This is a genomic window from Microcoleus sp. MON1_C5 (genome assembly GCF_036701875.1).
GTDB lineage: Bacteria > Cyanobacteriota > Cyanobacteriia > Cyanobacteriales > Microcoleaceae > Microcoleus.
Genome location: NZ_JAUBRN010000080.1, coordinates 1 through 24,054 on the forward strand (window position 1 = coordinate 1; position 24,054 = coordinate 24,054).

Annotated in this window: 31 protein-coding genes; 15 read left to right on the forward strand and 16 right to left on the reverse strand. The window is 41.7% G+C overall.

All coding sequences use genetic code 11. The features are described 5' to 3' along the window. Positions 1-200: 200 nt before the first annotated feature. From QUA71_RS26115 to QUA71_RS26155, 9 genes are all read right to left on the reverse strand, one after another. Positions 201-683, reverse strand: a complete 483-nt coding sequence (locus tag QUA71_RS26115) for a hypothetical protein (RefSeq protein WP_333289550.1) — start codon at positions 681-683, stop codon at positions 201-203. 50 nt (positions 684-733) lie between these two features. Beyond that, a complete protein-coding gene (locus QUA71_RS26120; RefSeq protein WP_333289552.1) occupies positions 734-1,111 on the reverse strand; it encodes a hypothetical protein in 378 nt (125 codons plus the stop codon). Positions 1,112-1,116: 5 nt separating this feature from the next. Next, a complete protein-coding gene (locus QUA71_RS26125; protein ID WP_333289554.1) occupies positions 1,117-1,404 on the reverse strand; it encodes a hypothetical protein in 288 nt (95 codons plus the stop codon). Then, the gene (locus tag QUA71_RS26130; protein ID WP_333289556.1) at positions 1,404-1,709 is read right to left on the reverse strand and encodes a hypothetical protein; all 306 of its coding nucleotides are present in this window, start codon (positions 1,707-1,709) and stop codon (positions 1,404-1,406) included. Before QUA71_RS26130 ends, QUA71_RS26125 begins: the two co-directional genes overlap by 1 nt. Before the next feature lie 74 nt (positions 1,710-1,783). Beyond that, positions 1,784-2,017 (reverse strand): hypothetical protein, encoded by a 234-nt coding sequence (locus tag QUA71_RS26135; protein WP_333289558.1) that lies wholly within the window; start codon positions 2,015-2,017, stop codon positions 1,784-1,786. Then, a complete protein-coding gene (locus QUA71_RS26140; RefSeq protein WP_333289560.1) occupies positions 2,014-3,225 on the reverse strand; it encodes a hypothetical protein in 1,212 nt (403 codons plus the stop codon). The genes QUA71_RS26135 and QUA71_RS26140 overlap by 4 nt, the downstream gene beginning before the upstream one ends. After that, on the reverse strand, positions 3,222-3,980 hold the full coding sequence (locus QUA71_RS26145) for a hypothetical protein (protein ID WP_333289562.1): 759 nt from the start codon (positions 3,978-3,980) through the stop codon (positions 3,222-3,224). The genes QUA71_RS26140 and QUA71_RS26145 overlap by 4 nt, the downstream gene beginning before the upstream one ends. A gap of 76 nt (positions 3,981-4,056) precedes the next feature. Further along, a complete protein-coding gene (locus QUA71_RS26150) occupies positions 4,057-4,434 on the reverse strand; it encodes a hypothetical protein (RefSeq protein WP_333289563.1) in 378 nt (125 codons plus the stop codon). A 6-nt stretch (positions 4,435-4,440) separates the two neighbouring features. Continuing rightward, positions 4,441-5,013 (reverse strand): hypothetical protein, encoded by a 573-nt coding sequence (locus tag QUA71_RS26155; protein WP_333289565.1) that lies wholly within the window; start codon positions 5,011-5,013, stop codon positions 4,441-4,443. A gap of 141 nt (positions 5,014-5,154) precedes the next feature. Here QUA71_RS26155 and QUA71_RS26160 point away from each other — a divergent pair, with 141 nt between their 5' ends. Further along, positions 5,155-5,721 carry a C39 family peptidase gene (locus QUA71_RS26160; RefSeq protein ID WP_333289567.1) on the forward strand — a complete coding sequence of 189 codons (567 nt, stop codon included), beginning with the start codon at positions 5,155-5,157 and terminating at the stop codon, positions 5,719-5,721. A 53-nt stretch (positions 5,722-5,774) separates the two neighbouring features. Here QUA71_RS26160 and QUA71_RS26165 read toward each other — a convergent pair whose 3' ends face one another. Then, positions 5,775-6,488 carry a hypothetical protein gene (locus tag QUA71_RS26165; RefSeq protein ID WP_333289568.1) on the reverse strand — a complete coding sequence of 238 codons (714 nt, stop codon included), beginning with the start codon at positions 6,486-6,488 and terminating at the stop codon, positions 5,775-5,777. Between the two features lie 189 nt (positions 6,489-6,677). Beyond that, the gene (locus QUA71_RS26170) at positions 6,678-7,595 is read right to left on the reverse strand and encodes a hypothetical protein (RefSeq protein WP_333289570.1); all 918 of its coding nucleotides are present in this window, start codon (positions 7,593-7,595) and stop codon (positions 6,678-6,680) included. 139 nt (positions 7,596-7,734) lie between these two features. On the opposite strand from QUA71_RS26170, the gene QUA71_RS26175 reads away from it, so the two are divergent. The 10 genes from QUA71_RS26175 (at position 7,735) to QUA71_RS26220 (ending at position 14,674) form a co-directional block, all read left to right on the forward strand. After that, positions 7,735-8,310, forward strand: coding sequence for a hypothetical protein (locus QUA71_RS26175; RefSeq protein ID WP_333289572.1), 576 nt, complete (start codon positions 7,735-7,737; stop codon positions 8,308-8,310). Positions 8,311-8,314: 4 nt separating this feature from the next. After that, positions 8,315-8,695: a hypothetical protein gene (locus tag QUA71_RS26180; RefSeq protein ID WP_333289574.1), complete on the forward strand. Its 381-nt coding sequence runs from the start codon at positions 8,315-8,317 to the stop codon at positions 8,693-8,695. After that, positions 8,692-9,015 carry a hypothetical protein gene (locus QUA71_RS26185; RefSeq protein ID WP_333289576.1) on the forward strand — a complete coding sequence of 108 codons (324 nt, stop codon included), beginning with the start codon at positions 8,692-8,694 and terminating at the stop codon, positions 9,013-9,015. The genes QUA71_RS26180 and QUA71_RS26185 overlap by 4 nt, the downstream gene beginning before the upstream one ends. Next, positions 9,008-9,205, forward strand: coding sequence for a hypothetical protein (locus QUA71_RS26190; RefSeq protein ID WP_333289578.1), 198 nt, complete (start codon positions 9,008-9,010; stop codon positions 9,203-9,205). Before QUA71_RS26185 ends, QUA71_RS26190 begins: the two co-directional genes overlap by 8 nt. 69 nt (positions 9,206-9,274) lie before the next feature. Continuing rightward, the gene (locus tag QUA71_RS26195) at positions 9,275-9,766 is read left to right on the forward strand and encodes a hypothetical protein (RefSeq protein WP_333289580.1); all 492 of its coding nucleotides are present in this window, start codon (positions 9,275-9,277) and stop codon (positions 9,764-9,766) included. 151 nt (positions 9,767-9,917) lie between these two features. Beyond that, a complete protein-coding gene (locus QUA71_RS26200) occupies positions 9,918-10,883 on the forward strand; it encodes a hypothetical protein (protein ID WP_333289582.1) in 966 nt (321 codons plus the stop codon). 86 nt (positions 10,884-10,969) lie between these two features. Beyond that, positions 10,970-12,265 carry a hypothetical protein gene (locus QUA71_RS26205; protein ID WP_333289584.1) on the forward strand — a complete coding sequence of 432 codons (1,296 nt, stop codon included), beginning with the start codon at positions 10,970-10,972 and terminating at the stop codon, positions 12,263-12,265. A 2-nt stretch (positions 12,266-12,267) separates the two neighbouring features. After that, positions 12,268-14,010 carry a hypothetical protein gene (locus tag QUA71_RS26210; RefSeq protein ID WP_333289585.1) on the forward strand — a complete coding sequence of 581 codons (1,743 nt, stop codon included), beginning with the start codon at positions 12,268-12,270 and terminating at the stop codon, positions 14,008-14,010. After that, complete coding sequence (locus QUA71_RS26215) at positions 14,003-14,272, forward strand: hypothetical protein (RefSeq protein WP_333289587.1); 270 nt, start codon at positions 14,003-14,005, stop codon at positions 14,270-14,272. Before QUA71_RS26210 ends, QUA71_RS26215 begins: the two co-directional genes overlap by 8 nt. A 213-nt stretch (positions 14,273-14,485) precedes the next feature. Next, a complete protein-coding gene (locus QUA71_RS26220) occupies positions 14,486-14,674 on the forward strand; it encodes a hypothetical protein (RefSeq protein ID WP_333289589.1) in 189 nt (62 codons plus the stop codon). 291 nt (positions 14,675-14,965) lie between these two features. Here QUA71_RS26220 and QUA71_RS26225 read toward each other — a convergent pair whose 3' ends face one another. Then, on the reverse strand, positions 14,966-16,333 hold the full coding sequence (locus QUA71_RS26225) for a tyrosine-type recombinase/integrase (RefSeq protein ID WP_333289591.1): 1,368 nt from the start codon (positions 16,331-16,333) through the stop codon (positions 14,966-14,968). Between the two features lie 132 nt (positions 16,334-16,465). On the opposite strand from QUA71_RS26225, the gene QUA71_RS26230 reads away from it, so the two are divergent. Then, positions 16,466-16,933 (forward strand): glutathione S-transferase family protein, encoded by a 468-nt coding sequence (locus QUA71_RS26230; protein WP_445243831.1) that lies wholly within the window; start codon positions 16,466-16,468, stop codon positions 16,931-16,933. Positions 16,934-17,017: 84 nt separating this feature from the next. Here the strand turns inward: QUA71_RS26230 and QUA71_RS26235 are convergent, their stop codons facing one another. The 3 genes from QUA71_RS26235 to QUA71_RS26245 all read right to left on the reverse strand — a co-directional run bounded on the left by QUA71_RS26235 (position 17,018) and on the right by QUA71_RS26245 (position 19,021). Continuing rightward, complete coding sequence (locus tag QUA71_RS26235; protein ID WP_006634808.1) at positions 17,018-17,155, reverse strand: photosystem II reaction center protein K; 138 nt, start codon at positions 17,153-17,155, stop codon at positions 17,018-17,020. Between the two features lie 60 nt (positions 17,156-17,215). Next, entirely contained in the window at positions 17,216-18,346 is a 1,131-nt protein-coding gene (gene tgt, locus QUA71_RS26240; protein WP_333289593.1) for a tRNA guanosine(34) transglycosylase Tgt, read from the reverse strand. Between the two features lie 225 nt (positions 18,347-18,571). Beyond that, positions 18,572-19,021, reverse strand: a complete 450-nt coding sequence (locus tag QUA71_RS26245; protein ID WP_333289595.1) for a hypothetical protein — start codon at positions 19,019-19,021, stop codon at positions 18,572-18,574. A gap of 258 nt (positions 19,022-19,279) precedes the next feature. Between QUA71_RS26245 and cobS the strand changes: the two genes are divergently transcribed. Next, positions 19,280-20,077 (forward strand): adenosylcobinamide-GDP ribazoletransferase, encoded by a 798-nt coding sequence (cobS, locus tag QUA71_RS26250; RefSeq protein WP_190662160.1) that lies wholly within the window; start codon positions 19,280-19,282, stop codon positions 20,075-20,077. A 478-nt stretch (positions 20,078-20,555) separates the two neighbouring features. On the opposite strand, the gene QUA71_RS26255 is transcribed toward cobS, so the two are convergent. Further along, positions 20,556-22,307, reverse strand: coding sequence for a hypothetical protein (locus tag QUA71_RS26255; RefSeq protein ID WP_333289597.1), 1,752 nt, complete (start codon positions 22,305-22,307; stop codon positions 20,556-20,558). 374 nt (positions 22,308-22,681) lie between these two features. On the opposite strand from QUA71_RS26255, the gene QUA71_RS26260 reads away from it, so the two are divergent. Both QUA71_RS26260 and QUA71_RS26265 read left to right on the forward strand, forming a co-directional pair. Further along, positions 22,682-22,912, forward strand: a complete 231-nt coding sequence (locus tag QUA71_RS26260; RefSeq protein WP_333064039.1) for a hypothetical protein — start codon at positions 22,682-22,684, stop codon at positions 22,910-22,912. Between the two features lie 50 nt (positions 22,913-22,962). Then, complete coding sequence (locus tag QUA71_RS26265; protein WP_190662151.1) at positions 22,963-23,175, forward strand: hypothetical protein; 213 nt, start codon at positions 22,963-22,965, stop codon at positions 23,173-23,175. Positions 23,176-24,054 lie beyond the last annotated feature (879 nt).

Genomic DNA, 24,054 nt, shown 5'->3' on the forward strand with positions numbered 1-24,054 from the left:
TCTGGCTTGAGCGTTAGTGTCACCCGTACCGCATCTTTTTTATTTGCACCGGGTTTAAGGTTTTTTAAACTTTTAGGATTGATGTTCATTAGTAATTAATGTATATGCGTTTGATAAAATTTGGTTTCTCGTTTCACCAACTTTGTTTGACTCTGTTTCTGGCGTTAGCCGCCCGTAATAGGCGGCTAAGAGTAAGCAAGCTAACCTAAGCCCAACAAGTCGCCTATTACGGTTGTATCGACTTTTTTCTTTTCAAGGTACTTTTCAACCTCATCCTCAAAGTGTTTGATTTCTGTTTCCGTTGAATTTGCAACGGACGCTGTTAAATCTTTGACGGGGAGTAGAAGTTCAATTGCTGCTACTCTGTCAATCAAAGATTTAACTTGAATTTCTACTTGTTGCAACCTGTAATTTATGTCAGAATAATCGACCAACATACTTTTTTGCTCATCGACTTCTAACTTATTTTGATTAACCAGTAAAGTCTCTAATTCGTCCACAAAGCTAATTCTGAAAGCTTCTAAATCAATGCTTGAACTTCTGTCAACTAATTCATTAATGGTTTTTCTTATGGCAAGAAGATAGCTTTGCATTGCAATTATAGCGCTTTGATTTTTGGTTGTTGCTACACTGATATAAGCAAGTTCATAATCATCAGTGTTGAATAATGGTAGTTTTTCCATTTTTTTTAGGGTGGTAAGGTTTTAGTTTAGTGTCAATTTCGGACAGCAATTTAATCTGGTTTAAAGGTGATATTTCTGAGAGTGTAGGTTTTGCCGCGCATAACTCCTACAATGCCATCAGGCGCACCAAGACTAATAAGTGCATCTACAAAAGGTCGCCTTCCTCGTGTTAAAGAACCGTTTTTGAAACACCATTTTTTGTACTCAAAAAAAAGATCGATCACAGGAATCTCATTGCCTGGTTTTACTGCACAACAGTTGATGTAAAACTCTAGGGGGTCATTTTTAATAGAATCACCTCTAGTCAGTTTAGTTTTATCTTGTGGCAAAAGCTGTTTATCTGATGACTCTTTAAGACTTTCTTTGAGTTTTATTAGTAATGCAATAGCATCATCAAGATATTGCATACCTGGATCAGAATTATTCATGTTGTTTACCATTCAATTATATTTTCTTCTTCCCGTTCACTTTCCTCAGTCCAGACACTTTCACTTGATTCGACATGAACAAAGGATGCCTCTATTAATTGAATCTCTAAATTATCTTGACTTTTAATGAGGCAATATTTTCGGTCAACAAATTGCCTATCACAGGCATCAAGATACAACCTAAGTGCAGCACGAACAACATCGGATAGATTACACTCTCTTTCAGTACAGATAATCTTCAGAGACTCCATCAACGAGGGTGAGAGCCGTGCGTGAATTTCATTTTTACCCATTAGAATTCTTCTTCACCACCGCTGTTATAGTTTGTGAGTTCTAATAACTCCCGAAAAACAGAAGACTGTACTAAACCAAAAGTTTGATTAAGGAGTAACTCAAGGAATAGTAGATTGCGGTGTACGTCATTCGTCGTAACATTTGAAACAAAAGAAATTGTTGCGTCACCCTGTTTTCTTACACCATTAATTGCAATCAAAGCCTCTTGTATATTTTTTCGAGCTAGTTCAAGACTTTCGATCGCTTGTCTCGTTGCGTCGGAAACATCCGCCATTTTGTCGTAATATTCGTGTACATTAATCATGTTTTACCCTTTGGTGTGTATTTATTTACTTAGCCGCCCGTGTTAGGCGGCTATTGTTGGAAATGAACTTAAAGCTAACAATTGCGATATAGTTGAATCACCCTGTAGATTTGTTTTTGGCAAACTTTCAGACAATCAACTGTTAAAGTTAGATTTAGTTTAACTAAACGCATTTGTTTGGTGGGAATTAATGCATTGATTTCGCTTAGTAGTTCTATCGCTGAAACCATGGTGTTTGAAAATCGACGGCTAGAAACAATTTTTGCAATATCTCTAACCCACTCAAAAGTTATTTGTTGTTGTTTCATTTTTTTAGGAATTTGTAGATGTACTTTCCACCTTTATTTGCAATTCCCCACCCTAAAGCCCTAACGTCTAATTGAATCTGATCAGGTTTAATTTTCGGAATCAAACCTGAGTCAACGTGAACATCTATTTTATTTTTCAATTCTTTAGGGTCTACTTCAATCACGATTCCGGGCGGACTTGTTTTCCATTCCTTTTGTGGGATTCCTGACAGTTCTGCTAAAGTATCAGCAAGAATTGATTCGTAAACGCCTTCTTTAGCATTTGCTCGACTAGCAAAATAAGCTTCAAAAAATTCAAATGCTTTTGAGGGTGAATCCCAAACTCCCGTACACAATCCAGATGTAATTACATCAGTTACTAATTTCCACTGTTGACGATTTTGACTGCGAGGATAACTAAGTTTTACTTCATCTTTTAGTTGATAATATAAATCCCAGTTAGCAGAATTTGCCCAAAATTCGTTTAACTCTTTTTTAAGTGAGTTAATCGCTAAACTTTCTGGTTCTACCAAATCACTTAAATCAGCCTTTGGTTTGAATTTAATGGTCAATAATCGCCGACGCAATTCGTGACCGTTAATCCGCCACACAGTGCTAACTACCTTTGGACAGAATACATAAAACGGAATATTTTGTCCTTTTCCGTTACTAATGCTTTGCTTATCCGTATACCTGTCGTATCCGTTAAGAAATGCCGTTAACACATCCCTTTCTTCAAAAAAATCTGTATCTGCATTGTCAAGCAAATAGAAACAAATTTTTTCGGTTGAAAAAGTAGATGGATCAACCCATCGAATCTGATTGATATCGTTCTTGATACTTGCAGCCGTAGAACGTGCATTTAAGATACTCCCGGTAACACGAGAGAATATTTTAATACACTCTGATTTTCCCGACTCCGGCTCCCCCCGCAACTCAAGAATAGGGAGAATATCACAAAGTACGCTTGGAATAGATGCGTATGCTGCCAACAAAGGGTAAGCAATTTTAGGCTCTGGGATAACTACCGTAAGTTCAAAAAGACGAGCAATTTTTTTGCCAACTGTTTCCCCTTCTATCAATGTTTTGGTTTTATCATCTGCCTTCAATCGTTTTAACCTCACCCATTTACTAATGTCTAATTCATCATCACTTGACTGTTCTTCACTTTCTACAGAAGGGTTTTTCAAGGCTTCTGCAATTTCTGGGGGTAAATCTTTGTTTGTCATTTCCACATCTGGGTAATTATTTCAAGTGCTTTGATTAATGTTTTTTGTGACTCCATCCCTTCGGGTGTCATTGGTTCAAGTGCTGTCATCGCACCTAATTCATACAATGTATTGATTGGGTAGTCTGTTCCTAAGTGATACTTGAGAAATTCAAATCGAGCGTTTAATTTCTCGGTTTCAGTTTCGGCTTTTTGGTAGGTTTTGGTACTTCCGGTGCTGCTATTGACTGATGTTTTAAGTATTTCCGCATCAGCTTCAGTTAAGATTTGTGGTGCAGAGACAGCACTTGCAACGACGGTATTTTTAACCTTTTCTTCCCAGTATTTAATTGTTAACTCATCTTTTTGAGTTTTCATTTCCTCTAAAAACTGAGGATTTACGTAAGGCGTAATTACTACTGTAACAATCTCACTTGTCAAACGACTCAAAACATCTTTGGCAAAACCGTAAAGATAATTTTCACTTGGCTCAACTTCCTTGTCTTCAAACTTTCTCGTTTCGTTGTTCCAAGTAGGTTTTTTGTCCCGGTAGAAACTTAACAAAACTTTTTGGTTATCTGGTTTCCACGTTTTATCCTTAGAGTTTTCGATTCCAATACTTTCAAACGAAAGTACACCATACAATGAAACTAAATTGTTTTCGATTGCAAAATAAGCTTCACTTAAGTAGATGCGATCGGAAAAAGTTACTCGATCAGAACTTACAAATAAGCGAGCAGGTTTATTGTCTTTGCCTTCGTAGTAAGCTACTGCCATATACTTTGGGGGGGTAGGTAGGTTTTTGGGTGTATTTTCTGACTTAGCCGCCCGTGTTAGGCGGCTATTGTTAAATTTAGACTTCTGTAAACAGATGCTCTTTACAGAAAGAACGAAACAGTTCAAGCTGGTTTGATTGACTACTATTTTCGCAGTGAACAATAAAGTGTTCACTAACCTCGGTAAGTAAGTCAATCAAACCTTTCCGATCACCATCTTGAGCATTTTCTTGTTGTAATGTACCTTCTAAAAGTTGATAGAACTCTTTTAGAAAGCAATACTTAACGTAGTTTTCGCCAAAAGTAATAAACCTGCGCTGCGCTGTAGCTAATTTAGGGCTTTCAGATCTAAGAAAACTTTCTTTGTGTAACACCATAGGTTCCTTATTAAGCATTTCTGCTTGAGGAGAAATTAGAGTCCTAGTTTCGTACCATGGTATGACTTTAATTTTCATCGCAAATCAACCTCCAAAAATTAAATTAAGTCGTGATTCAAGTGTTGAAGACAAATGGAAAAGTGAAGTTTTTACTTCACTGGGTAAATTGAGTGTTGCATAGTTACTTGCTACAAACAAAATTTGTTCACACGTAACTTTATTCAGCGCACAAAGCATTAAGTGTTTAATTCGAGCTGTTTCTGTTAATACTCCTTTGGGTTCAATGATTAAGAAATTAAAGGGAACAGGTTGGGGTTTTATTGCCCACTGTCGAATACTTATTTCGGGAATTTCTACTGGTGCAATTACTAAGTCTGCACGGTAAGTAACCGCTGAACCAAGCTTAGTTTTTGGTACAACCAAAAAATTAACTTGTCTTAGCAATTGCAAATGAATTGGCAACATAAGTCCAATAATTCGATAACAGTAGTATTCGTGCATCGAATCAAATTGATAACACCTTTTTAGGATTACAGAATTTAAATCTTTAATAAGTCTAAATTCACGAGTCCCAAAAGGGATATCAGAATACGCGGTATTTTTAACCGGGTCAAAATAAACCCGTGAATTATTGTACCTACGTTTATTTTGAGTCACTATTTTGTTATCAAGGTTCTTTTTTTTGAACTATTTATACTATAAAATTAGATATTTTTTTTTATGTCTGTAAATGTTACGATATTTATTAAGAAGAGTTACAATAAATTGACTATGCACACCCATTGATTCTATAAAAGTATGAACGAGAAAGTAAAATCCTACGGGCATCCTGTACTTTTGGATGTACCATACAAATCTCAGTTAGATAATAGATACGAGCCATCCTCCACTTGTAATGTAACGAGCTTGGCAATGGTGCTGGAGTTTTTCGGAATTGGGTTAGTTACATTATTTGATGGGAGAAAAGTTAAACGTAATAAAAATACCCAGCTTGAAGATGAACTTTACCAATATATGATTGATAAAGAATTAAATAAACTGTATCCCGAACACTTGGCACAAGTAGCGCGAGATTATGGGTTAAAGGATGATTTTACCGTTTGGGGAACTATCGAGCGATGTATACAGCATTTAATCAATGGTTATCCGTGTATTATTCATGGTTACTTTACGCAACCAGGACATATTTTAGTTTTAGTAGGTTGTAATGCTACGGGTTTTTTTGTACACGATCCGTATGGTGAATATTTTCGCAGTGGTTACAGAACAGATCTAAGCGGTAAGAATTTACACTACAGTTTTGACTTAATTCGCCGATTGTGCGCTTACGATGGACAGTTTTGGGTACATTACCTCTCTGTTTAAGTTTATTTCTGGCGTTAGCCGCCCGTGTTAGGCGGCTAACTTTAAAGCACAGACTAGAACTCAAGTATCAAGTCATTAAGTTCTAGTCTGGTGGGCGGGAATTGCCCGCCCCGTTCGTAGTGAGTCAGTAGTCGCTTCCAAGTAATTGCACTATCCAAATCGCCAAAATGTTTGGCATACAGGTATATACCCTGCTCCCGGGCCTGTTGTTTCATACCTGCTTTATCTTTGTTGTGAACAAGCCGTTCTTTAACTGATCGGGAGTGCTGGCTTATCCGAATTTCAGGGCTTAAGGGTGCATATTCCGCATCGGCGGCTTGCCCGATAATCGAAAGCGCCAATACCACATTCTGGGTAGCTGGCATGAAGCAAGCCAACTTAAGCACGGCTCGTGGGGGCAACAGAAAGTTAGTGGATGGCTTACCCATCCAGCACAGTCCCAGGGTTTCCTCTGCCTCTACCGCAAAAGTTTCGGGGCATAGTGTCATGCCATCGCCCTTTAGCTCGTTTCCGAAATATCGAATTAGGCGATCGGTAGTCCGTTCAGGAACACCGTAGAGTGAATCGCACTGTTCGGGTAGCAAGATTGAAGCTTGGTAGTATTGAAGCCACTTCTTCTCTTTTACCATCCACAGGCTCAGGAAGGCTTCGTTGTGGTCAATGCCGTCGAATAGGCTCTCGCGATACCACTGAAGGGCAAGAGGCTTGTCCCACGAATACATTAAAAACTGCGATCGTGGGTTTCCAGGAGCGGATTGATGTGTCATAATTGTTTTGCCGAAAGTTCTGAATCAACTGGAGGCAACGGCCCGAAGCGTTTACGCGCCTAGGGCCATTAATATGACGATCGCACAGCAACGCAAAACTGTCAACCCATTAAAATGGGTTATTTTAAGTCTTTATTTTAGAATAGCCGCCTAACACGGGCGGCTAAGTCAGAAAATACACTTAAACACTCACTTGTAAATAACCACATTTTTTTTAACCAAAAGTATTGGTTTTTTAAGTAGTGGCAATTTAAGTACAGCCCGCTCGAATTCAACATCGACAATCGGGCGCTTTTCATCTGGGATTATTTTTTCGCCCGCTACAGTTACTTCTTTAGTCGGTTTTTTGTATTTAGTTGTTGAAGTAGTACCAGATTTATTAAATCCGTCGGGATCTGGTGTACTATCAAAAATTTTAAGCAGTGCTGTAAATAATGCTATTCCATCAGCCGGATCTTGCACGTAGGCATACCCTTCAAGTCCTTGTAAACGTGCTATTTGCCCGCTGTACGACAAACATTCTTTGCCTTTTTTCCAAACATATTTGGTGTCACCAAATATAGTTTTAATTTTGCTTGCCCAACGTTTGATATCAGCAGGTGTAACGGATTGAGCTAGTTTTAAATTAGCAATTTTTGGGTTATCCGTATAACCTGCACAACGAATACGTTTAATTCCTTTTTTTCTGTCAGAACTATAAAAATAAAGTTCAATTAACGGGAAGCCTTCTAACTGAGGTTTACTATTTTTACCGGACTTGGCACTATCTTCGCTAGCCTGCTGATAGGTGAGAGCCGTAATGTGGTGTACTAAATCACGATCCGTTCCCGATAAATCGTAAAAAGTAGTTTCATCATTTTTATCAGGATAATATCTAATCCATCTACCGATGTTTTTTTCGGTTTTAGGTGTACGGTCAGTAAATTTAGGCTTAGTCCAGTTAGGTAACGGTTTTTTGGTTTTAGGGTCTAACGATGGCTTTACAAACTCTTTCCACCATTCATCGAAATCGAAACCGCCCGTTTGCAGTAGTTCATTGACCGCAAACAGCAGAGAAGGTTCATCACGATCAAGGGTAAGGCGTTTCTCTGGTAATTTAGAAATCATAGTAAAAACAGTAAATTCTAGTAAGAAAATTCTAACAGAAAAAATTGTTCAAACCCTATAGGGTTGACCAATACTTTTGCTGAAAAGATAGGTCTTTTATTGAGTTAAACTGAAAAGAAATAATTCTAAGAGGGTATTTATGGCTAGACTAGCCTTTTTAATCGGGTATAAAGCACAAGACCCATCAGAAACCCCGAAAGATGCGGCACTAGAAAATTTAGTAGGAACTTTCACTTGTAAAACTCGGGTTGCTGATTTTCTTGATATTGTGGCTCAGCAATATGTACCATCAGGGGAAGCAAATAGAGATAGAAAGGGATATACAAAGTCCGTTATCGGCGCTGATGGCACAGCAAAAGATATCGTGGTAGCTGCAGGAAAGATTAGTTATACTCCTGATGCTTCACCTCGTAGTAAAACGGTAATTCTAAAAACTGGAGCAACAGCCAAAAAAACTAAACGCACAATTTCTTTGACTTTCCCCAGTAATGTTACTGTTGCTCAAATTGGCGAAGCTTTAGCAGAATACATCCCTGATGGAAAAATTCAGCGAACTGCTGCCGCTCCAAGTGCTACAGAAATTTATCCCCAGTACACGATTAAAGGGGGTAGAACTTATCCTTTGCCTTTGAAAGCTACGGCGGAAACGTCAACCAGCGTTGATGCACCTAGCACTACTGCTGAACAAACTGCCTTATTGGCAAAGGCTAAGTAATAAAATGAATTTCACGTTTAATCAAAACTCGTGGAATCAAATTTGGGGGATTAATTCAATCCCCCCGGATGACAATAAATATACTAGGTTAGTTTGCCCTGTATTGTTGTCGTCTCCTGCTATTGCTGTAATGTTTTCTTTACCTGGTACAGTTTTAGATCCGTGGAGATGGGGTGGATATCTTAGTAGAGAAGTAAATAGTGGTTTGGTTGTAGGAGGAAGCAATGACGCCAAACTAGACAATTCATTTAAAATTTATGTTAATAGGTTACAAATAATTACTTACCCTCAAATAGTTAGCAACTATACTTTAATTTTTGACGCTAATTATAGTGGGGATGTCTCATTATTTGCATGGGAGTATATCGGAGAAGCAAGTCAATGACAACTAAAGATTTACTCGAAATTATCATTTTAATAATTGGCGGAGGAGGAGGCGCGGCTACCGCAGGCTTTGCTTTTGCTATGTCTAAGTACAATACTAAACTCGAAAAGCTGGAAATACAACTCGAAAAAAGTAACTTAAATTCAGGTAGAAAGATGCAACAAAATATTGACCATCTTTTAACAGAATTTGGAGTAATTAAATGTGATGTGCGTGACATAAAAGCCGTTTTGATCCGTCAAGGTGTAATTCACGATAGAGCGGGTTTTCCTAAAGAAAATATTCCTAGACACACAGATTGGACTATTGAAGATGCTTGAAATTGACCGTTACGTTTATCGCGGCTTAATGCTTTTTCTTTGTAGTAGCGCCACTGCAGTTACTTTTGGTACATTAGCTATAGGATTAAAAGTCAATGGTGATGCACCCGCTAATTTGACTACTTTGGCTAGTACATTATTCGGTTTTGCGATCGCTCTCGCTGCACGAACTAAAAGCAGTCAAAGCTAGCGTTTAAGTGTATTTATTCACTTAGCCGCCCGTGTTAGGCGGCTATTATTCAAAATAGAGGTAAATAATATGGCGAAAATAACACCAGGGACAGAAGCAACGAGCAATGCGGATAGCATTGAAGGTCAACTATGGCAGTTAGCCCATTTAGTTAACAATGCAGAAAGAAATTTAGCGAGTCAAAGGCTTAATGTAACTAAATCTGACGATTTTATTTTACAGGGTGATTTTACAATGCCCGGTCAAATTGTCTATGATTCATCAACGGGAATATTTATAACTACCACCACACCTTACTTACCAGAACTTGCGTTCTCACCCGGTTCTCCTGTTGGAACAATTAAAGGTATTACACTTAGTCAATATTTTATTGACGTGGTTTCTTATATTGTTAACTGGCAGAACAAAAAAGATAAAAATCCTAACTCTTTAACTAATTGTACTTTAAATTTTGATTATAATTCTTTACAGTACAGTGGTACATTAATTTTGCCTTATACTGTAGAAATGGGTGCAAATGGTTCAATTGTAGAATCAGCCATTGAATGGCTAACAACATGATTACTAATATTAATGAGTATCGCGAAACGTATCAAAAATGGCTGGAAAATCAAAGCGAAATTAATGCTCTAGAAAGTAGATTAGTTTTACTAAAAAGAGAATCGGAGAAATTAGAGCAACAAATCACAGACTATAAACGGAGTAAATCAAAATGACTACCACACCAATTTGGGGAGTAACTTTAGACAATAGCGCTCTTGCTTTTTCGACCGAAGGAATAACACCTGGTAAATGGCTGAAAGATACAGCTAGTGCGGTTTGGGGAGCTATTAAAAATGGCGTTCAATCAGTTATTGACTTTGGTAAAAAAATATTTGAAGGCGGTAAAGAGTTACTTGGTGCGATCGGACGTGGAGATTGGGCGCTATTCGGACAATGGCTGAAAAACGATCCGCTTGGCTTTCTCGCGGGAGGAGCTGCTGTTGCAGTTGCTGGATGGTTTATCGGTAGTGCTAGCGGACTGACTGCTTTAGCTTCTGGCGGTGTAGCTTCTATGTGGTCGGCTTTAGGTTCTATTAAGTTGGGTGGTGTTGCATTAGGGGCGATGCTTCCTACCCTTCAGCAGGCAATTGTAGGTACAACCAATATACTCATTAATATTGATTGGCTACAAAGTGATAGCAGCATTCTTGCTGAACTTCAAGCGGCACATCTTAGTTTTATGAATACTTTTGGTGAAAGTGTTGGCAGATTACTTGTAGGTTTATTTTTAGGTGGGGGTAAAAGTAACCCAAAATTAAAAATAAATATTACTGGGGCTGCTGCTTTAGCAATTCAAGCTGAACAAGATACGGGAAATAATATAACCGAAGAAATTATTGATGAACTCTCTAACCTTGCAAATACTTTTATTCGCTACGCTAAGACTATTATGGCTAAAATTGCATATATGAATTTTAGAAAATTAGTGCGAGAAAAAGTGCGAACGGGCATTAAATCAATTGATGATAAAATTGCTAATTGGGGATTGCAAGAAGGGCAAAGCTTTACTATTAACAGTAAAATTGATGACAAAATCGAAAAAATTACAGAATCCGATCCAGCTTTAGGCAATTTCTTAGAAGGATTTAAGGAAGGGGCGCTTGACGGATTTAATGAATTCGTCGTAATGACTTAATTTTTGTAGTCGTTTTTATCTTCATTTTCGCTCTTAGCCGCCCGTGTTAGGCGGCTATTATTAAAAAAGCACTATAAGGCAAGCATATGGACACAGTAACGCGGACTTTTTCAGTTGACCTTGATTCATCTTATGTAGCAAATTCTGTAATTGAAATTGGTCATCTTAGAGACATGACTTTTGATGCCGACGAACGAGTTGGAGTTTATTTAGAGTCCTGGTTCTGCAATATGAACCTCAAAAGTTTTTTACCTGGCATTATCCCCGAATTTGATGGAGATGAGTCAGAACGTGAAAAAATGAGTTTATTTACTCAATCTGAAAATAAATCACAAAAATTAGGTTTAAGAATTTTAATTAGAAAAAATAATACTGGAACGTGGCGAAAACGTGCAGAAATAATATTAGTCAATCGAGAAAGAGAAGATTATTTTGATATTCTTAGACCATATTTAGCGCAAAATGCTGTAAAAATTTTAGAGAAAAACGATAGTATCGCTGTACAGCTTATAGACTACGGAAACGGATTATTAAAAACCAATGACTTTATCGGAATTGAGTTGGGGATAACTATTACAATTGCAAAAAAAAACAATATGGATATTTTTAATGCTCGTTTAGCAGCATTAGAAACACTCTTACAACCTTTTGGAGCAGCCACCTCGACTACTGCTGGTACAACCGGATTAGTTTCCGGTGCTGCCGCTGGACAATCGGAATCTTTGCTTCGCGGCGATCGCACTTGGCAAAATATTACTGAGCTTGTATCTTCAAGCAAAGACCAAATAGTAAATGGTCTTAAAGTCTTTTCGCAAATAACATCTTTCTTAAAAGAAGTAGTTTCGAGTGGTGTGGGAAGCTTATCAGGTTATTCGGCCCGAACGGCTGCAACCTTATTTTCTACGGGTGCCAACTCTTATTTATCGTTAAGCGCTAGCGCCGCACCTAGCAACTCCAAGCTTGTAGACTTAGAATTAAGTAGCGCAGGTGTTGTGACTATGCGTCGATTAAATGATAGTTATAGCGCTGCTGCAAGCAACATATTCTTGACAGATACAGTTAACAACCTTCGATTTCCTGGCTATACTACGCTTGGCAGTGATGTTGCGATAAGAACTAAAAGATTGATAGGGACAACGGGCGCAGCACAAGGCGACGCGGTAGCGATAGCACATGGAATTGACGGAACAAAAGTTCTAGCCTGCAACGTAATTGTTAACTATCTTACCAATGCCTACATCGGGCCAAACTATTTAGAGGCAGCGGGTTACGAGTTTTCTTGGTTCTTAAGTTCAACCGGGGTAAGTATTAGAAACAAATCTGGAAACTCTGCAAATATATTGTCTAAACCTTTTACTGTTTTACTTATTTATTCTAATTAATTATGCCACCCAACTTGAGAAAAAGTGAACCTAATTTGTCAAAACCCTCTGAGGGAGGGAGCTTTAATGCTGGTAAAAAAAGTACAGAATCAACAAACCCTTTGCAGGGTTTAAACGCAACAGCAGAACGTGAACTTGGTAGTGCTGGAGGAATAAAAGCGACAGGTAAATTAACTGTAGGAGTTGACAATTTAATTACTCAGCAAGGCTTGACAATTGAAGCAGATGCAAATAATAAAACACTTGGAGTCGGTATCAACGTAGGCTCACCTAAAGGTAAATTGGGGGTAAGTATTGGCGGAAAAGTCGGCTACGATGAACGAGGGAAAATTAGTATTCGAGGCGCTGAAGCAGCTATTAATATTGGGGGTTTTGGTGGTAGCGCTTCAATTGATGACGAAAAAGGAATTGGCGGAAGTATATCAATTGCGGGCGCAAAAGTGGAAGTAACAGTGTCACCTGATGGCAAGAAAACATTATCAATATGTTATGGCGTACCCGGTGGCGAAATTTGTACGATATTTGAACCTGACGGTAAAAAACTCGGCACTATTCCTGTAATTACACCCGGAGGAGTTAACAGAAATCCCAATAATTTTCCTACGACTTGGAAATGCAGCAACAGTGATATCTCATATACTTTAGAACTTGATGGAAAACCTTTTAACGAAGCGATTGAGACGATAGCTTACAATTACGAACTTTATAGCAAGCAAGGAGGAGAAGGAGCTAACGCACCTTACGATCCATTCGATGACGCTCGCGCTAATAGTTATTACGGTGTAAACAATTGGGTAAAAAAAACGTATCATTATACTGCACAAACTTGGTATTACAGAGACAGCACTTGGAGAAATAGGGACGGATCGCGACATCTTCAATATGTTTGTTTATTAAAATTTGAATATGATTACGAAATCTATTCACACCCTGATCCATTTTATGTCAATAATCAAATTGGTTCCGGTGGTGCTATGTATGGTTATAAAATTAATTTAGTTGATCTACTTTACCCTACTTGTCCCGGTAGCTCTAGTCCTTCGCTCCCTGAAATACCTTCCACATCTAATCCTCCCTTGATTCCTATTAACCTTCCAAATACACCACCGATTGTTAAACCTATGAAAGATTGTTGCGAAAAAGTAGAAGAGATTTATAAATATCTGGGAATCGCAAAACTTAAAAAAAATAAGTTTCCTGTAAGTAATGCTTTCCTTGTACCTGGGGGCAAAGGTAATGACAACTGTGTTGATTACTATGCAATTGCACAAGCTTTATTTCGGATGCTTGCCAATGGGTTGATTATTAATCCTAAAAGTAAACCCCTTGGGACAGAATGGCAAAATGTTAATGCTACAGCGTGGGCATCATCTATGTATGAAATGATGGCAGAATCAATGTCGGACGGGAATAGCAGTCAACGTTTCGAGATTGCGGCTATTATGCAATTAGTACAGTTAATGTCGGCTGTTGCTGAAAATAGTAGAAAAACTGAAATGATTATTGACGGGCTAGGCTATGAACCAGAATTAGTACCTGAAGATTTACCCGTTTGTTTTACAATTCATGAATCTCACAAAGGTTTTGGTAAAAAAGAAAAAGATAAAATCAAAATATCAGGATTAAAAAATGACGATCAGGTAGAAGCAGCATTAGGAAAAATGTTAAATCCTAGTTTAGTACCCATTACGAGTTGGAAATTTAAACCCGGTGAAATTTCAATAAAGGAAGCATTAGGTGGCTAAGACAAGTAGAACAACCAGAAGCACAGGCACAGGCTCAGGCTCAGGCTCAGGCAAGGGTATAACTGGACAACAAAAGGAAGCGGCCACTAAAGGGGTTGTACGGGAAGAGTTTTTGAGAAAAAAAGATGAACTTTTAAAGCTTAAAGGCTTAGATGTTTTTCTGATAAAAAATGCACTCGGCATCAATCCTAAACAGAGTGATATGAAGCCTGAGTTGAGGGATATTGTCCAAAAACTGAAAGAAAAAAGTCAGAAATTTTAATTTAAGTTCATTTTGAATAATAGCCGCCTAACACGGGCGGCTAAGTGTGAAAAATGACTCGAAATCACAGATGGTTAAAGTATTTTTAAATACTATGTATAAATTACTACCTTGATTTTTACTTCTACCGTGTAAGCCGTAGTTTTTGCCGTATTAAGACATTCACTGCGTGTTAAGCTTGATACGTCATCCACATACGTAAGGACGGTTAAAATGGACGTTTGGAATTTAGTAATTGAAGCTTTCAGGCTGTTGGTAGAGCGCGATACTATCCTATCAGAACGCCTCGGAAAACTTGAGGAAGAGAATGGCCTTGAAATAACAGATGAAAGTGTTACACAATCACAGTTACAAGAATTGGTAGCACGAATATCGGCACAAATTCCACCATCTGTTGAGTAAAATTTAAACGTGGTTTGAATTCGAGGTTTGGGCTTTCTACATAATTACCCGGTGTAACAACCGGGTTTTTTGATGAATAGGCGGCTAAAAAGTGTATTTTGAATAATAGCCGCCCGTGTTAGGCGGCTATGCGGAAATAAAGACTTAAAAGCAGACAAAGACTAACTAGCATTCCCTTGTTTCCTTCGCATCATGCACACAACGTGAATGAAAATTTCTTATTTCCGGGTCGGGGCGATCGCCAATAAAAAACCGCCCTTTTTAGGGGGCGGTTGGTAGGGTGAGTAGGGGTTAGATATCGGTTATCTCAACATTAGTATCAATACCGAGGTAGTGCCGTTGAATCACTTCAACACTGTTGCCACAAGCTGTAGCCAGTAGCAGTAAATCTGTACCAGATTGAGCTTGTAAAGTAATAAAAGTGTGTCGGGTATGGTACGGGGAGAGGTAACAACTTATTGCGCCTGATTCGGCAAGTTGAGTTACTACACCAGGATATGTGTATTTGATGCCTTTTTTGGTAGTCGTACTGTTTACCCATTTTTCGTACAGCAAACCAGAAGTTTGAGACGTGCCTCCACTATTAACAAACACTAAATCAGTTGGTTTTGCATTCTCTGGCTTGATACGCAACAGCAAGTCGTTAAGCTTTGGGTATATCTTAAATAGGCGAATTTCACCAGTTTTTGTAACCTGAGTATTTTTCAATCGCCCGTTATAAGACTTGCTAAACCGAGCATAGTTTTTTTCACGTCCAATAAATACATCTTGCCACCTTAAAGCGAAAGCTTCACCACTGCGACATCCTGTTAAAAACAAGAATTCTACTAAAGGTGCAACTTGGCGGGTAGCAGCTTTATCAGACTCATAGAATGCCTTAATGATGATATCTCGTTCTTCTTTGGTGAAAGCACGAGTATCAGTATCCTCCAAGCTCAATTCATGGTTACTTGTGTTCCACCACTCTTGTGTCTCACCATCGGCGTTAATTGTTGACTTGTACTTGTCAGTTTTGTTTTCGGTAATGCCCCCTACTATTATGAATGGGTTAGCCGAAAGCTTGGTTTTACCTAGTGATTGGGCAAGCTTAAAAGCTTCTGATAGTGCCGATGAAACTCGCGATTTTAGTCTATCAGAAGCTTTTAAGCTTGAAATAAAACAAGGTAATTCTGAGAGTTTTATATCCCATATAGAATACCCGTTAAGCGTAAATTCTCGACTATTCTTGTCCCACACCATACCCTTAATTACATTAGTAAAGGTAGTCAGATAATGGAAGTGATAAGTAGTCGGCTCTAGTTGTGGTTGTTTCCAGATTAAGTAATCCTCCCACATTGCCCCTACTGTTATCTCAGGTTCAGGCTCAGGTATGGGTGCTGCTAGTTTTAATTCAGCAGCATACTTGGTCTTTAAACCGTACTTGGCAAAAGTGGGGTCAAACAATTGTTGCCAGTCTGGGTGCTGCAAGTCACCTTCGATCCGGTAAGCGATAGCGATCGCCTTTTGCCAGTTTTCGGGAGTGTCCTTCAGTCCTAAGCCCTGATGCTTGCGCTTGCCTCCAAAAATAGGATTGTACTTGGTACTGAACTGTAAGCGGAGAGTACCGTTATCGGACTGAACTTTAATCGTCTCAGCGGCGGCTTGTGTTTTAGTGTACATATTGATTTTTCGAGGTTCTGTAAGGGTTTCAAGCTTCTATCAAGTTTCTAGCAATTTTCGGTAAACCGAGTCGTGTGCATAGTGTGACAGAAGCCGTAGAAACAATATAGCATGGTTTCCTATTAAGCCGTCATGCTGGATATGCAAGCAGGGGAACACTTGCAGCCAGAGTATCTCGAAATTAACCCGATCGGCAAAGTACCGGCAATTGTTGACGGAGATTTCAAACTTTGGGAATCTGGCGCAATTCTGCTGTATTTAGCTCAAAAACATGGTAAAATGCCCGCGACTTTGGAGCAACAAGCTGAAATTGTGCAGTGGGTCATCTTTGCTAACGCCACCTTGGGGCCGGGAATATTTGTCGAAGCAAATCGCGATCGCGAAACTCCCAAGTTGTTAAAACCGTTAAATGAAATCTTCGAGAAACAGCCGTTTTTAATGGGTGATGAATTTGGCGTAGCCGACGCAGCAGTGGGGTCAATGTTGGCCTACATTCCGATGATGCTAAAACTAGACCTCAGTGCTTATCCGGCAGTTGTAGATTACATCAAGCGGATCTCAGAAAGACCGGCTTTCAAAAGTGGGATCAGCGGTAGCTGAAGGCAGCAAGAACAACGAAACAAAACTTAACATCTAAAAGCAGGGGCAATTCTGGAATTGCCCCTGCTTTTATTAAAATCAAACTTATCTAAATCCGACAGCCGCCTGCCAAACAAAAGCCAGCAGCAAGAAAAATACGGGAATGACCGGCAAAACATTAACCAAAGGCTCAAAAATCGAATAAGCTTCGGGCAGTTTTGCTAAGAGTAATGCAGCTTCCATGAATCAACCTACCTATCCAACTGAATTTTCATAATTGTCGCATATCTTTACCCAAGGCAATCACGATCGATCGACTCTCGGTGCGAGCCAGTGGGCAAACTCTTCAGTAAATCGATCGGCAAAAATCGCCTCCCGCATCCTCCCCGTAAAGCGAATCAACTCCGTGACATTGTGAATCGCTAGCAAAGTATACCCCAGCACTTCGTTAGCCCGCGCCAAATGGGCCAAATAAGCCCGACTGAATTTTTGGCAGGTATAACAAGGACAAGACTCATCCAGCGGCGCAAAATCCTCCCGAAACCGAGCATTTTTCAAACTCCAGCGTTCCCCACCCACAAAAGCCGTCCCGTGGCGGGCCAGCCGAGTCGGAATCACGCAGTCAAACATATCTACGCCACTCGCCACCGCCAACGCCATTTCCCGATAAGTCCCAATCCCCATCAAATAACGCGGTTTATTTGCCGGCAACAGAGGCGCAGTCACCTTCACAATCTCTGCGATCAAATCCCCCGATTCCCCCACACTAACGCCGCCGATGGCGTAGCCTGGTAAATCCAAATCTACCAACTGGTTCGCCGCGCGCGATCGCAAATCGGGGAAAACGCCCCCCTGGACGATGCCGAACAAAGCTTGATCCGGGCGCGAGTGAGCTTGAATGCAGCGTTGCAGCCAGCGGTAAGTGCGATTTGTGGCAGCCTCCACCTCTTCCCGCGTAGCGGGGTAAGGGGGACACTCGTCAAAAGCCATAATCACATCAGCGCCCAACTCATTCTGAATTTCGATCGATCGTTCCGGCGTCAAATTAATCATGCGGCCATCGCGGGGAGAGCGAAAAGTCACCCCATCATCAGTAATCTTCCGCATTTGGCTCAAGCTAAACACCTGAAAGCCACCCGAATCCGTCAGCATCGGGCCCGGCCAAGCCATAAATTTGTGCAATCCGCCCGCGCCTGCGACAATCGCTTCCCCCGGCTGCAAATGCAAGTGATAAGTATTTGCCAAAACCATTTGAGAACCCGCCGCCTCAAGATGTGCCGGTGTCAAAGTTTTGACATTAGCCAGCGTCCCTACCGGCATAAATTTAGGCGTTTCCACCACACCGTGGGGAGTGGTAAAAACCCCTGCACGGGCTTGGGTATGGCTGCAATTAGCCTGACATTTAAAAGTAAATCTCGCGTTGTCTTCAGTCATTAGTCCCCGACGATCGTTAACCGCTACTCGGCCGTCCGTGTTATCTAATCTATTGTTGATGACATCGCGACAAAAAACTCATGACCCCGCCCAAAAACGGATACAAGTTTCCGACAATCGTCGTGGAGGGCAAAAAATTTTAGACCTTAGTTCTAACTCCCAGATTCAATGCTGCAAGTAAATCTAAAATCTAAAATCTAAAATCTAAAATCGACTGACTGACGATTAAAAGGGGGAATCATCTTCGTCCAAGTGCAGATCCCAGTTGCCTGAGAGTACCTGATCGACAACCGCATCCAAAGCCGCAGCATTTAAATTCCGGGCGAATTGCTCTTGCAAAGGATTGGAGAGGGGAATTAACCGCAACTGCCGTCCATCTTGAATCAGGTCAAAATAAGCACCATCTTCAGGGGACTGTTTAAGTTCCAGGTAATCAAAACTATACACGTTCAAATAAAGCGCATGGTTGGCAATCAGGGTAGAACGGTCGGGGTTGGCGAAGACTTCGAGCACATAACCTTCCCCTTCGCTATAAATCTGACCATCTTGTATGTGAAGGTAGCGGACACGTCCTAAATCAAACAGCAATCTTTTGATATCGCGTTTGTTGACGACAATCCCTGTATCGATGATGCAAGGAGCAACTACCCTGTTATTCAATTGATCGTCACTCATGGAGTAAAAGCCTCTGTTGTAGTATTTTCCCGTCTTGATAATCAGGGAGTTAGCTAGAATTCTTGGGAAGGGAAACGCGGATCTTGAGTTTAGTCATTTTAGATAGGGAGCTTTGGGATCGCTGCCGACAGAGGTTTTCCGGGGAAAAGATCTCGGACAGGAGGAATGCTCGATCCAAAAAACTAGGGTGTTACAGTCCAATTCTGGCACACGCTAATCGATTGACAACTGCATACCAGATGAAAAATTTTCTATCTTATGGTGCATGATAAATGGGTTCGCTCTACGATCGACTTTTTCCGGAATCAAGGCGCTGCCATCGCAGCCGCAGTCGCTTTTTATACTTGTTTGCCGGTACCAGTGTCTTGGACTTTGGAGTTTCGGGGCATTGCCCGCTTGGCACCGGCGATCGGGCTTTTGATTGGGGGGATGCTGGGACTGGGGGATGTTGGGTTGCAGTTGTTGGGAATGCCTGCTCTGACTCGATCGGCCTTGGTGGTAGTCTTGGGCATCGCCGTGACTGGCGGGCTGCATCTAGATGGGGCAATGGACGCGGCGGACGGGCTGGCTGTACCCGACCCGGTACGCAGGCTGGAAGTCATGCGGGACAGCGTTACAGGAGCCTTTGGGGCGATGGCTGCGATCGCGATCGTGCTGCTGAAAACTGCCGCTCTCTCGGACTTGAATAACTATCGGTGGCTGGCTTTGATGGGTGTGGCCGGTTGGGGAAGGTGGGCCCAACTGGTGGCGATCGCCCGCTATCCCTATCTCCGGGCCGAGGGTAAGGGAGCTTTTCACAAGGAATCGATTTATTCTCCTTTTGATTTTATACCGGGAGTGCTGTTGCTGCTTAGTTTGAGCGTGGTGCAAGTTGTCTTGGAGGGCGATCGGTGGCTGTTGGCGGCGGGGATGGCTTTGGGGGGAAGTGCGATCGGAATTTTTGCCGGAGCCTGGTTTAACCACCGTTTGGGTGGCCACACGGGCGATACTTACGGTGCCGTAGTCGAGTGGACGGAGGCTTTGTTGCTGTGTCTTTTGGCAGCTCTGGAAGGGTGAAGATGCAATGCTTGCGCTTTTTGTGGGAGAGTGTCGTATCCAGTCACTGCGCCCCCGAATCTGCCGCTTGCGAAGCTGCTCCAAGTGCGATCGGTCATACTCTCTAAAGCTTATCGCACCTGCTGCACCATTAATATCGTTTCTGCTAGCGTAAGTTGTGCAAGTGTTTTTGATGCTGTAGGGGCGGGTTTTACCAATAATCTTTGACGCACACAAACAATCTCCTAAACCCGCCCGCCAACAACGAATAACCTATATCAACCTTGACTTTGATCGAAGGGAAAAAATGTACATTGAGGTTTAGCGTTGAGAGAGAGGGGGCGGGTTTATGGGATTATTAGTTTTTGGCGTAGATGGTTGGTAAAACCTGCCCCCTACCATCGCGCAAAGCCTATAAAAACCAACCAATCCCAAATGATATTAACAACACCAAATGAATGGAAAAAGCCATTTAAAATTTTCCATTCATTCTCAATTTTTACGCTTTCGGCTCAACCCAAACCGTCATCCCCTCAACCCTCAAACCTTTGCCGCGAGTGCCGCAATATTGACCGTTAGCAGTAACAGGAGTATCGCCCACATTCTGGATGTGAGCCGTATAAAATACGTCGTATTTATCAGCTTGCGGCCCTGTCAGGCGGGCGGCAAATCCCTCAATGCGCTTGGCTTTGCCCCGGAAACCGGCCAACTCCCCTTCTGAGATCCAAGCAGTATCGCCAACTCCTTCAACGTGAGCCATGTACTGCAAATTTAAACCGGCAACGGGAGGCTCTATTTTAATTTGAAATCCTTCCACGCGGCGGCCTTGAGCTTTAGTACCCGCATATTCTCGATCGCTAAAAGTTCGATCGCCAATTCCTTGAATGTGCGCCAACACTTTTAAACCCACAGGCGCCACTGTTTGGGAACTCGCAGACTGCGCGATCCAAACTTTGATGCCCTCTATTCTCAAAGCTTTGCCGCGAGTGCCGCAATATTCGCCGTTGGAGGACACGTCGGTGTCGCCGATATTCTGAATGTGAGCGCTATAAAATACGTCGTACTTATCAGCTTGCGGCCCGCTCAACCGCACAGCAAATCCCTCAATTCGTTTCGCTTGACCCCGAAAACCTGCCAATTCTCCTTCGCTAAGCCAAGGAGTATCCCCAACACCTTCGACGTGAGCCATGTACTCGACATTTAAACCGGGAATTGGCGGGTCGATATTAATCGCAAATCCTTCGACACGGCGCCCTTGAGCTTTAGTACCCGCGTATTCTTGAGCACCGAAAGTTCGATCGCCAATCCCCTGAATGTGCACCAAAACTTTGATTCCCAAACCGCCCTCTACGGCCACCGCTGGTTGAATGTTCCGGGGTGCCCCAAAAACAATATTCCCAGAACCGGTTGTCGGGAGAGACTTAGGTACTTCCACGCTGGGAACAATAATTACCTCGTGCATGGGGGCAGAAGGTGCGGGGGATTCCAAAATCTGGATCTGTGGCGCAACTGTAACTTGTTTCGGTGCCACATTTCCTGACGGGATGACAATCACTTCTGGCAAAGGTTCGGCGCTGATTTTTTGTTCTGGCGCTGCTTTAAATGCCGGTTCGACTTTTGCAGGTGCTGCTTTTACCATCTCAGCAATGGTTAATTTGCCTCTGGAAATGGCTACGGCTATTTGTTTGCCAAAAGCGGCGCTGACTGTTTCTTCGAGAATGACCCACTGTTCGTCATCTAATTTGTCTTGCTGTTCCACCAGGGCGAGCACTGCTGAAACTGGGTGTTTGCCGCTGACTAAGGATTCTGCGTCAGAATGCAGTTGAGTTGGGGTTGATTCGGAAATCGCGCGCTGCAGTTCGCGGGCTCTGGCATGAACTGATTGTAAGGGTGCGAAGTCGCTTTGTTCGCGGTGGGCGATCGCCAATACTCGATCGATCACTTTCAAAGCTGCGTCGCGAATTTCTGCTTTACCTTCGGAAGCTGCGGCAGTCTCGACTAAGTTTTGAATGTCTTTGAGGGAAGCAATTTCCCCCGGCGCGATCGCGGATTTGTTTAGTTCGAGAGCTTGTTTTTGGACTGCGGCAAAGTTGCGGCTGTAGGCTGCTACTTCTTGCAGCAAGCTGTCAGAGGGAGGAAGGCCGGAGTCTTGCAGTTGTTTTGCTGCTTGAGACAGGCGATCGGCCAAATTAGCATAAGTTTCCGATAGTCGGGCTATTTGTTGTAGCAAATCTTTATGAGCTAGTTCCATATGTCTTGCCGTAAATATTTAACTTGCTGATTATAGACGTTGAGCGTCTTCTGAAGGTAGAAGGCAGTAGTCATCAGTTATTAGTTGCAGGGAAAAAGAAAAATGCTCCCCCTCTCCGACTCCTCCACTCGGACACTCTCCGACTCCCCCACCCAGACACCCGGACACTCTCCGACTCCCCACTCTCCCACTCCTCCTCTGGCATCCCCCGCGTGATCGCCATCACAACCGTGCAAATACTTAGTCACACTCTGCGACTCCGGCTGTCACGAGTGGCCCGTAACAATGTCACACCTATCGAGCAATAGCCGTCACTGCTGATTCTGTGAAAACAGTTGATACTGAGGCTTGAACCAATAAAATCCCGAAGTGTTATGGTACTAATTCGCGATCTCGCCCAGCAAGCTCTGGCTCTAGGCTATCTAACCCTTGAAGCCGAAAATCAACTGCGGCGGATGTTAACTACCACCAAGTATGACTTGGAAGACTTAAATGCTTTTATGGCTTTGCAACTAGCAGCGATGTCCGGAGGAGTGAAACAAGAGTCTCGCGAGCTGAAAAAATTTGAAATCTTTGGCGAGACGGCTTCCGAAACTTCCTGTTAGTAATTAGCGGGCTTTTGATTAGTGAAAATTTAGTAAGGGACATTTCTACCGTGCAGATTCGTGAAGTTGTAAAACAAGCTATTGCCGCTGGATATCTGAGTTTGGAAGCGGAAAATGAAATGCAGAAGGTTTTTTCCTCAGCCAAGTGTGATTTGGAAGATTTGAATGCTTTTATGAGCTTGCAGTTAGCTGCGATGGCGGGTCGCGTGAGGCAAGAGTCTTTGGAATTGATGAAAATGCCAAATTTCCCGGATAGAAATTAATTTTTTTATTCAGTCCTCGGGCGATATGAATATTAATTAATTTTTCTAGTTCATAAAGGCTGGTAAAATATAATTATATGGCTGATTTATATAGTAATTAATTTAAAAAATATTGGTAGTTTCATTCAATGGTTTTTGACCAAAGTAACTAAAATTGAAATAATAAATATTAAAACGAATATGTAAGTGGATAGTGAGGACTTCACTCGTCAAAGGTCAGGCTTGGATGACCAGAGCTGTCAAGCTGTAGTCAAAGTGTTTGCTTCGTAAAAATTGAGCATTATTCTTGAGATGTTATGTATTGTTAATACTCTATCAAATAAAGAAGATTTATCGATCGCCCCAAGCAGAGATTTCAAGCGTTTTAGCCACTTTGTAGGCGTTGCATAATTGCGGGGTGATTTTGATTGTTTTTTTGTGGAATAAGCTCTCCTAGCCCGAAGGCGTGTATTTTCACCGCAGGCGGAACACCCCACAATATATTAGTGTCAACTTAAGCTTTTAGTCCGCCAGTCCTCCCGCTCACCCGTAGGGCGGTTTCATTCGACCTAGGGGCAATCCCCCCGTGGTTGCCCCCATGTCTGAAAAGCCTGTGAAATCGTCTGTGGGGGGGTAGGGATTCTTGGCACTACAAAAGTCAAAAGCCTGATTTTCGTGAGAATGAAACCGTCCTGCGCTTGCCGGGAAGTCCGCCAGTCCGCCAGGAAATGAATTCCCTGTCTCATAGCTAAAGTCCTCTCAAAGAGGACTGAAGAACTCATTATACCAATTTCCTAAAGTCATGCTACATATAGAGCCTCTCAAATAAATTTCCATCCCGTCAAAGAACTAATAACTTCCAACGTCAACTTATTTAACTCTTTTTTCACCGCCACTCTC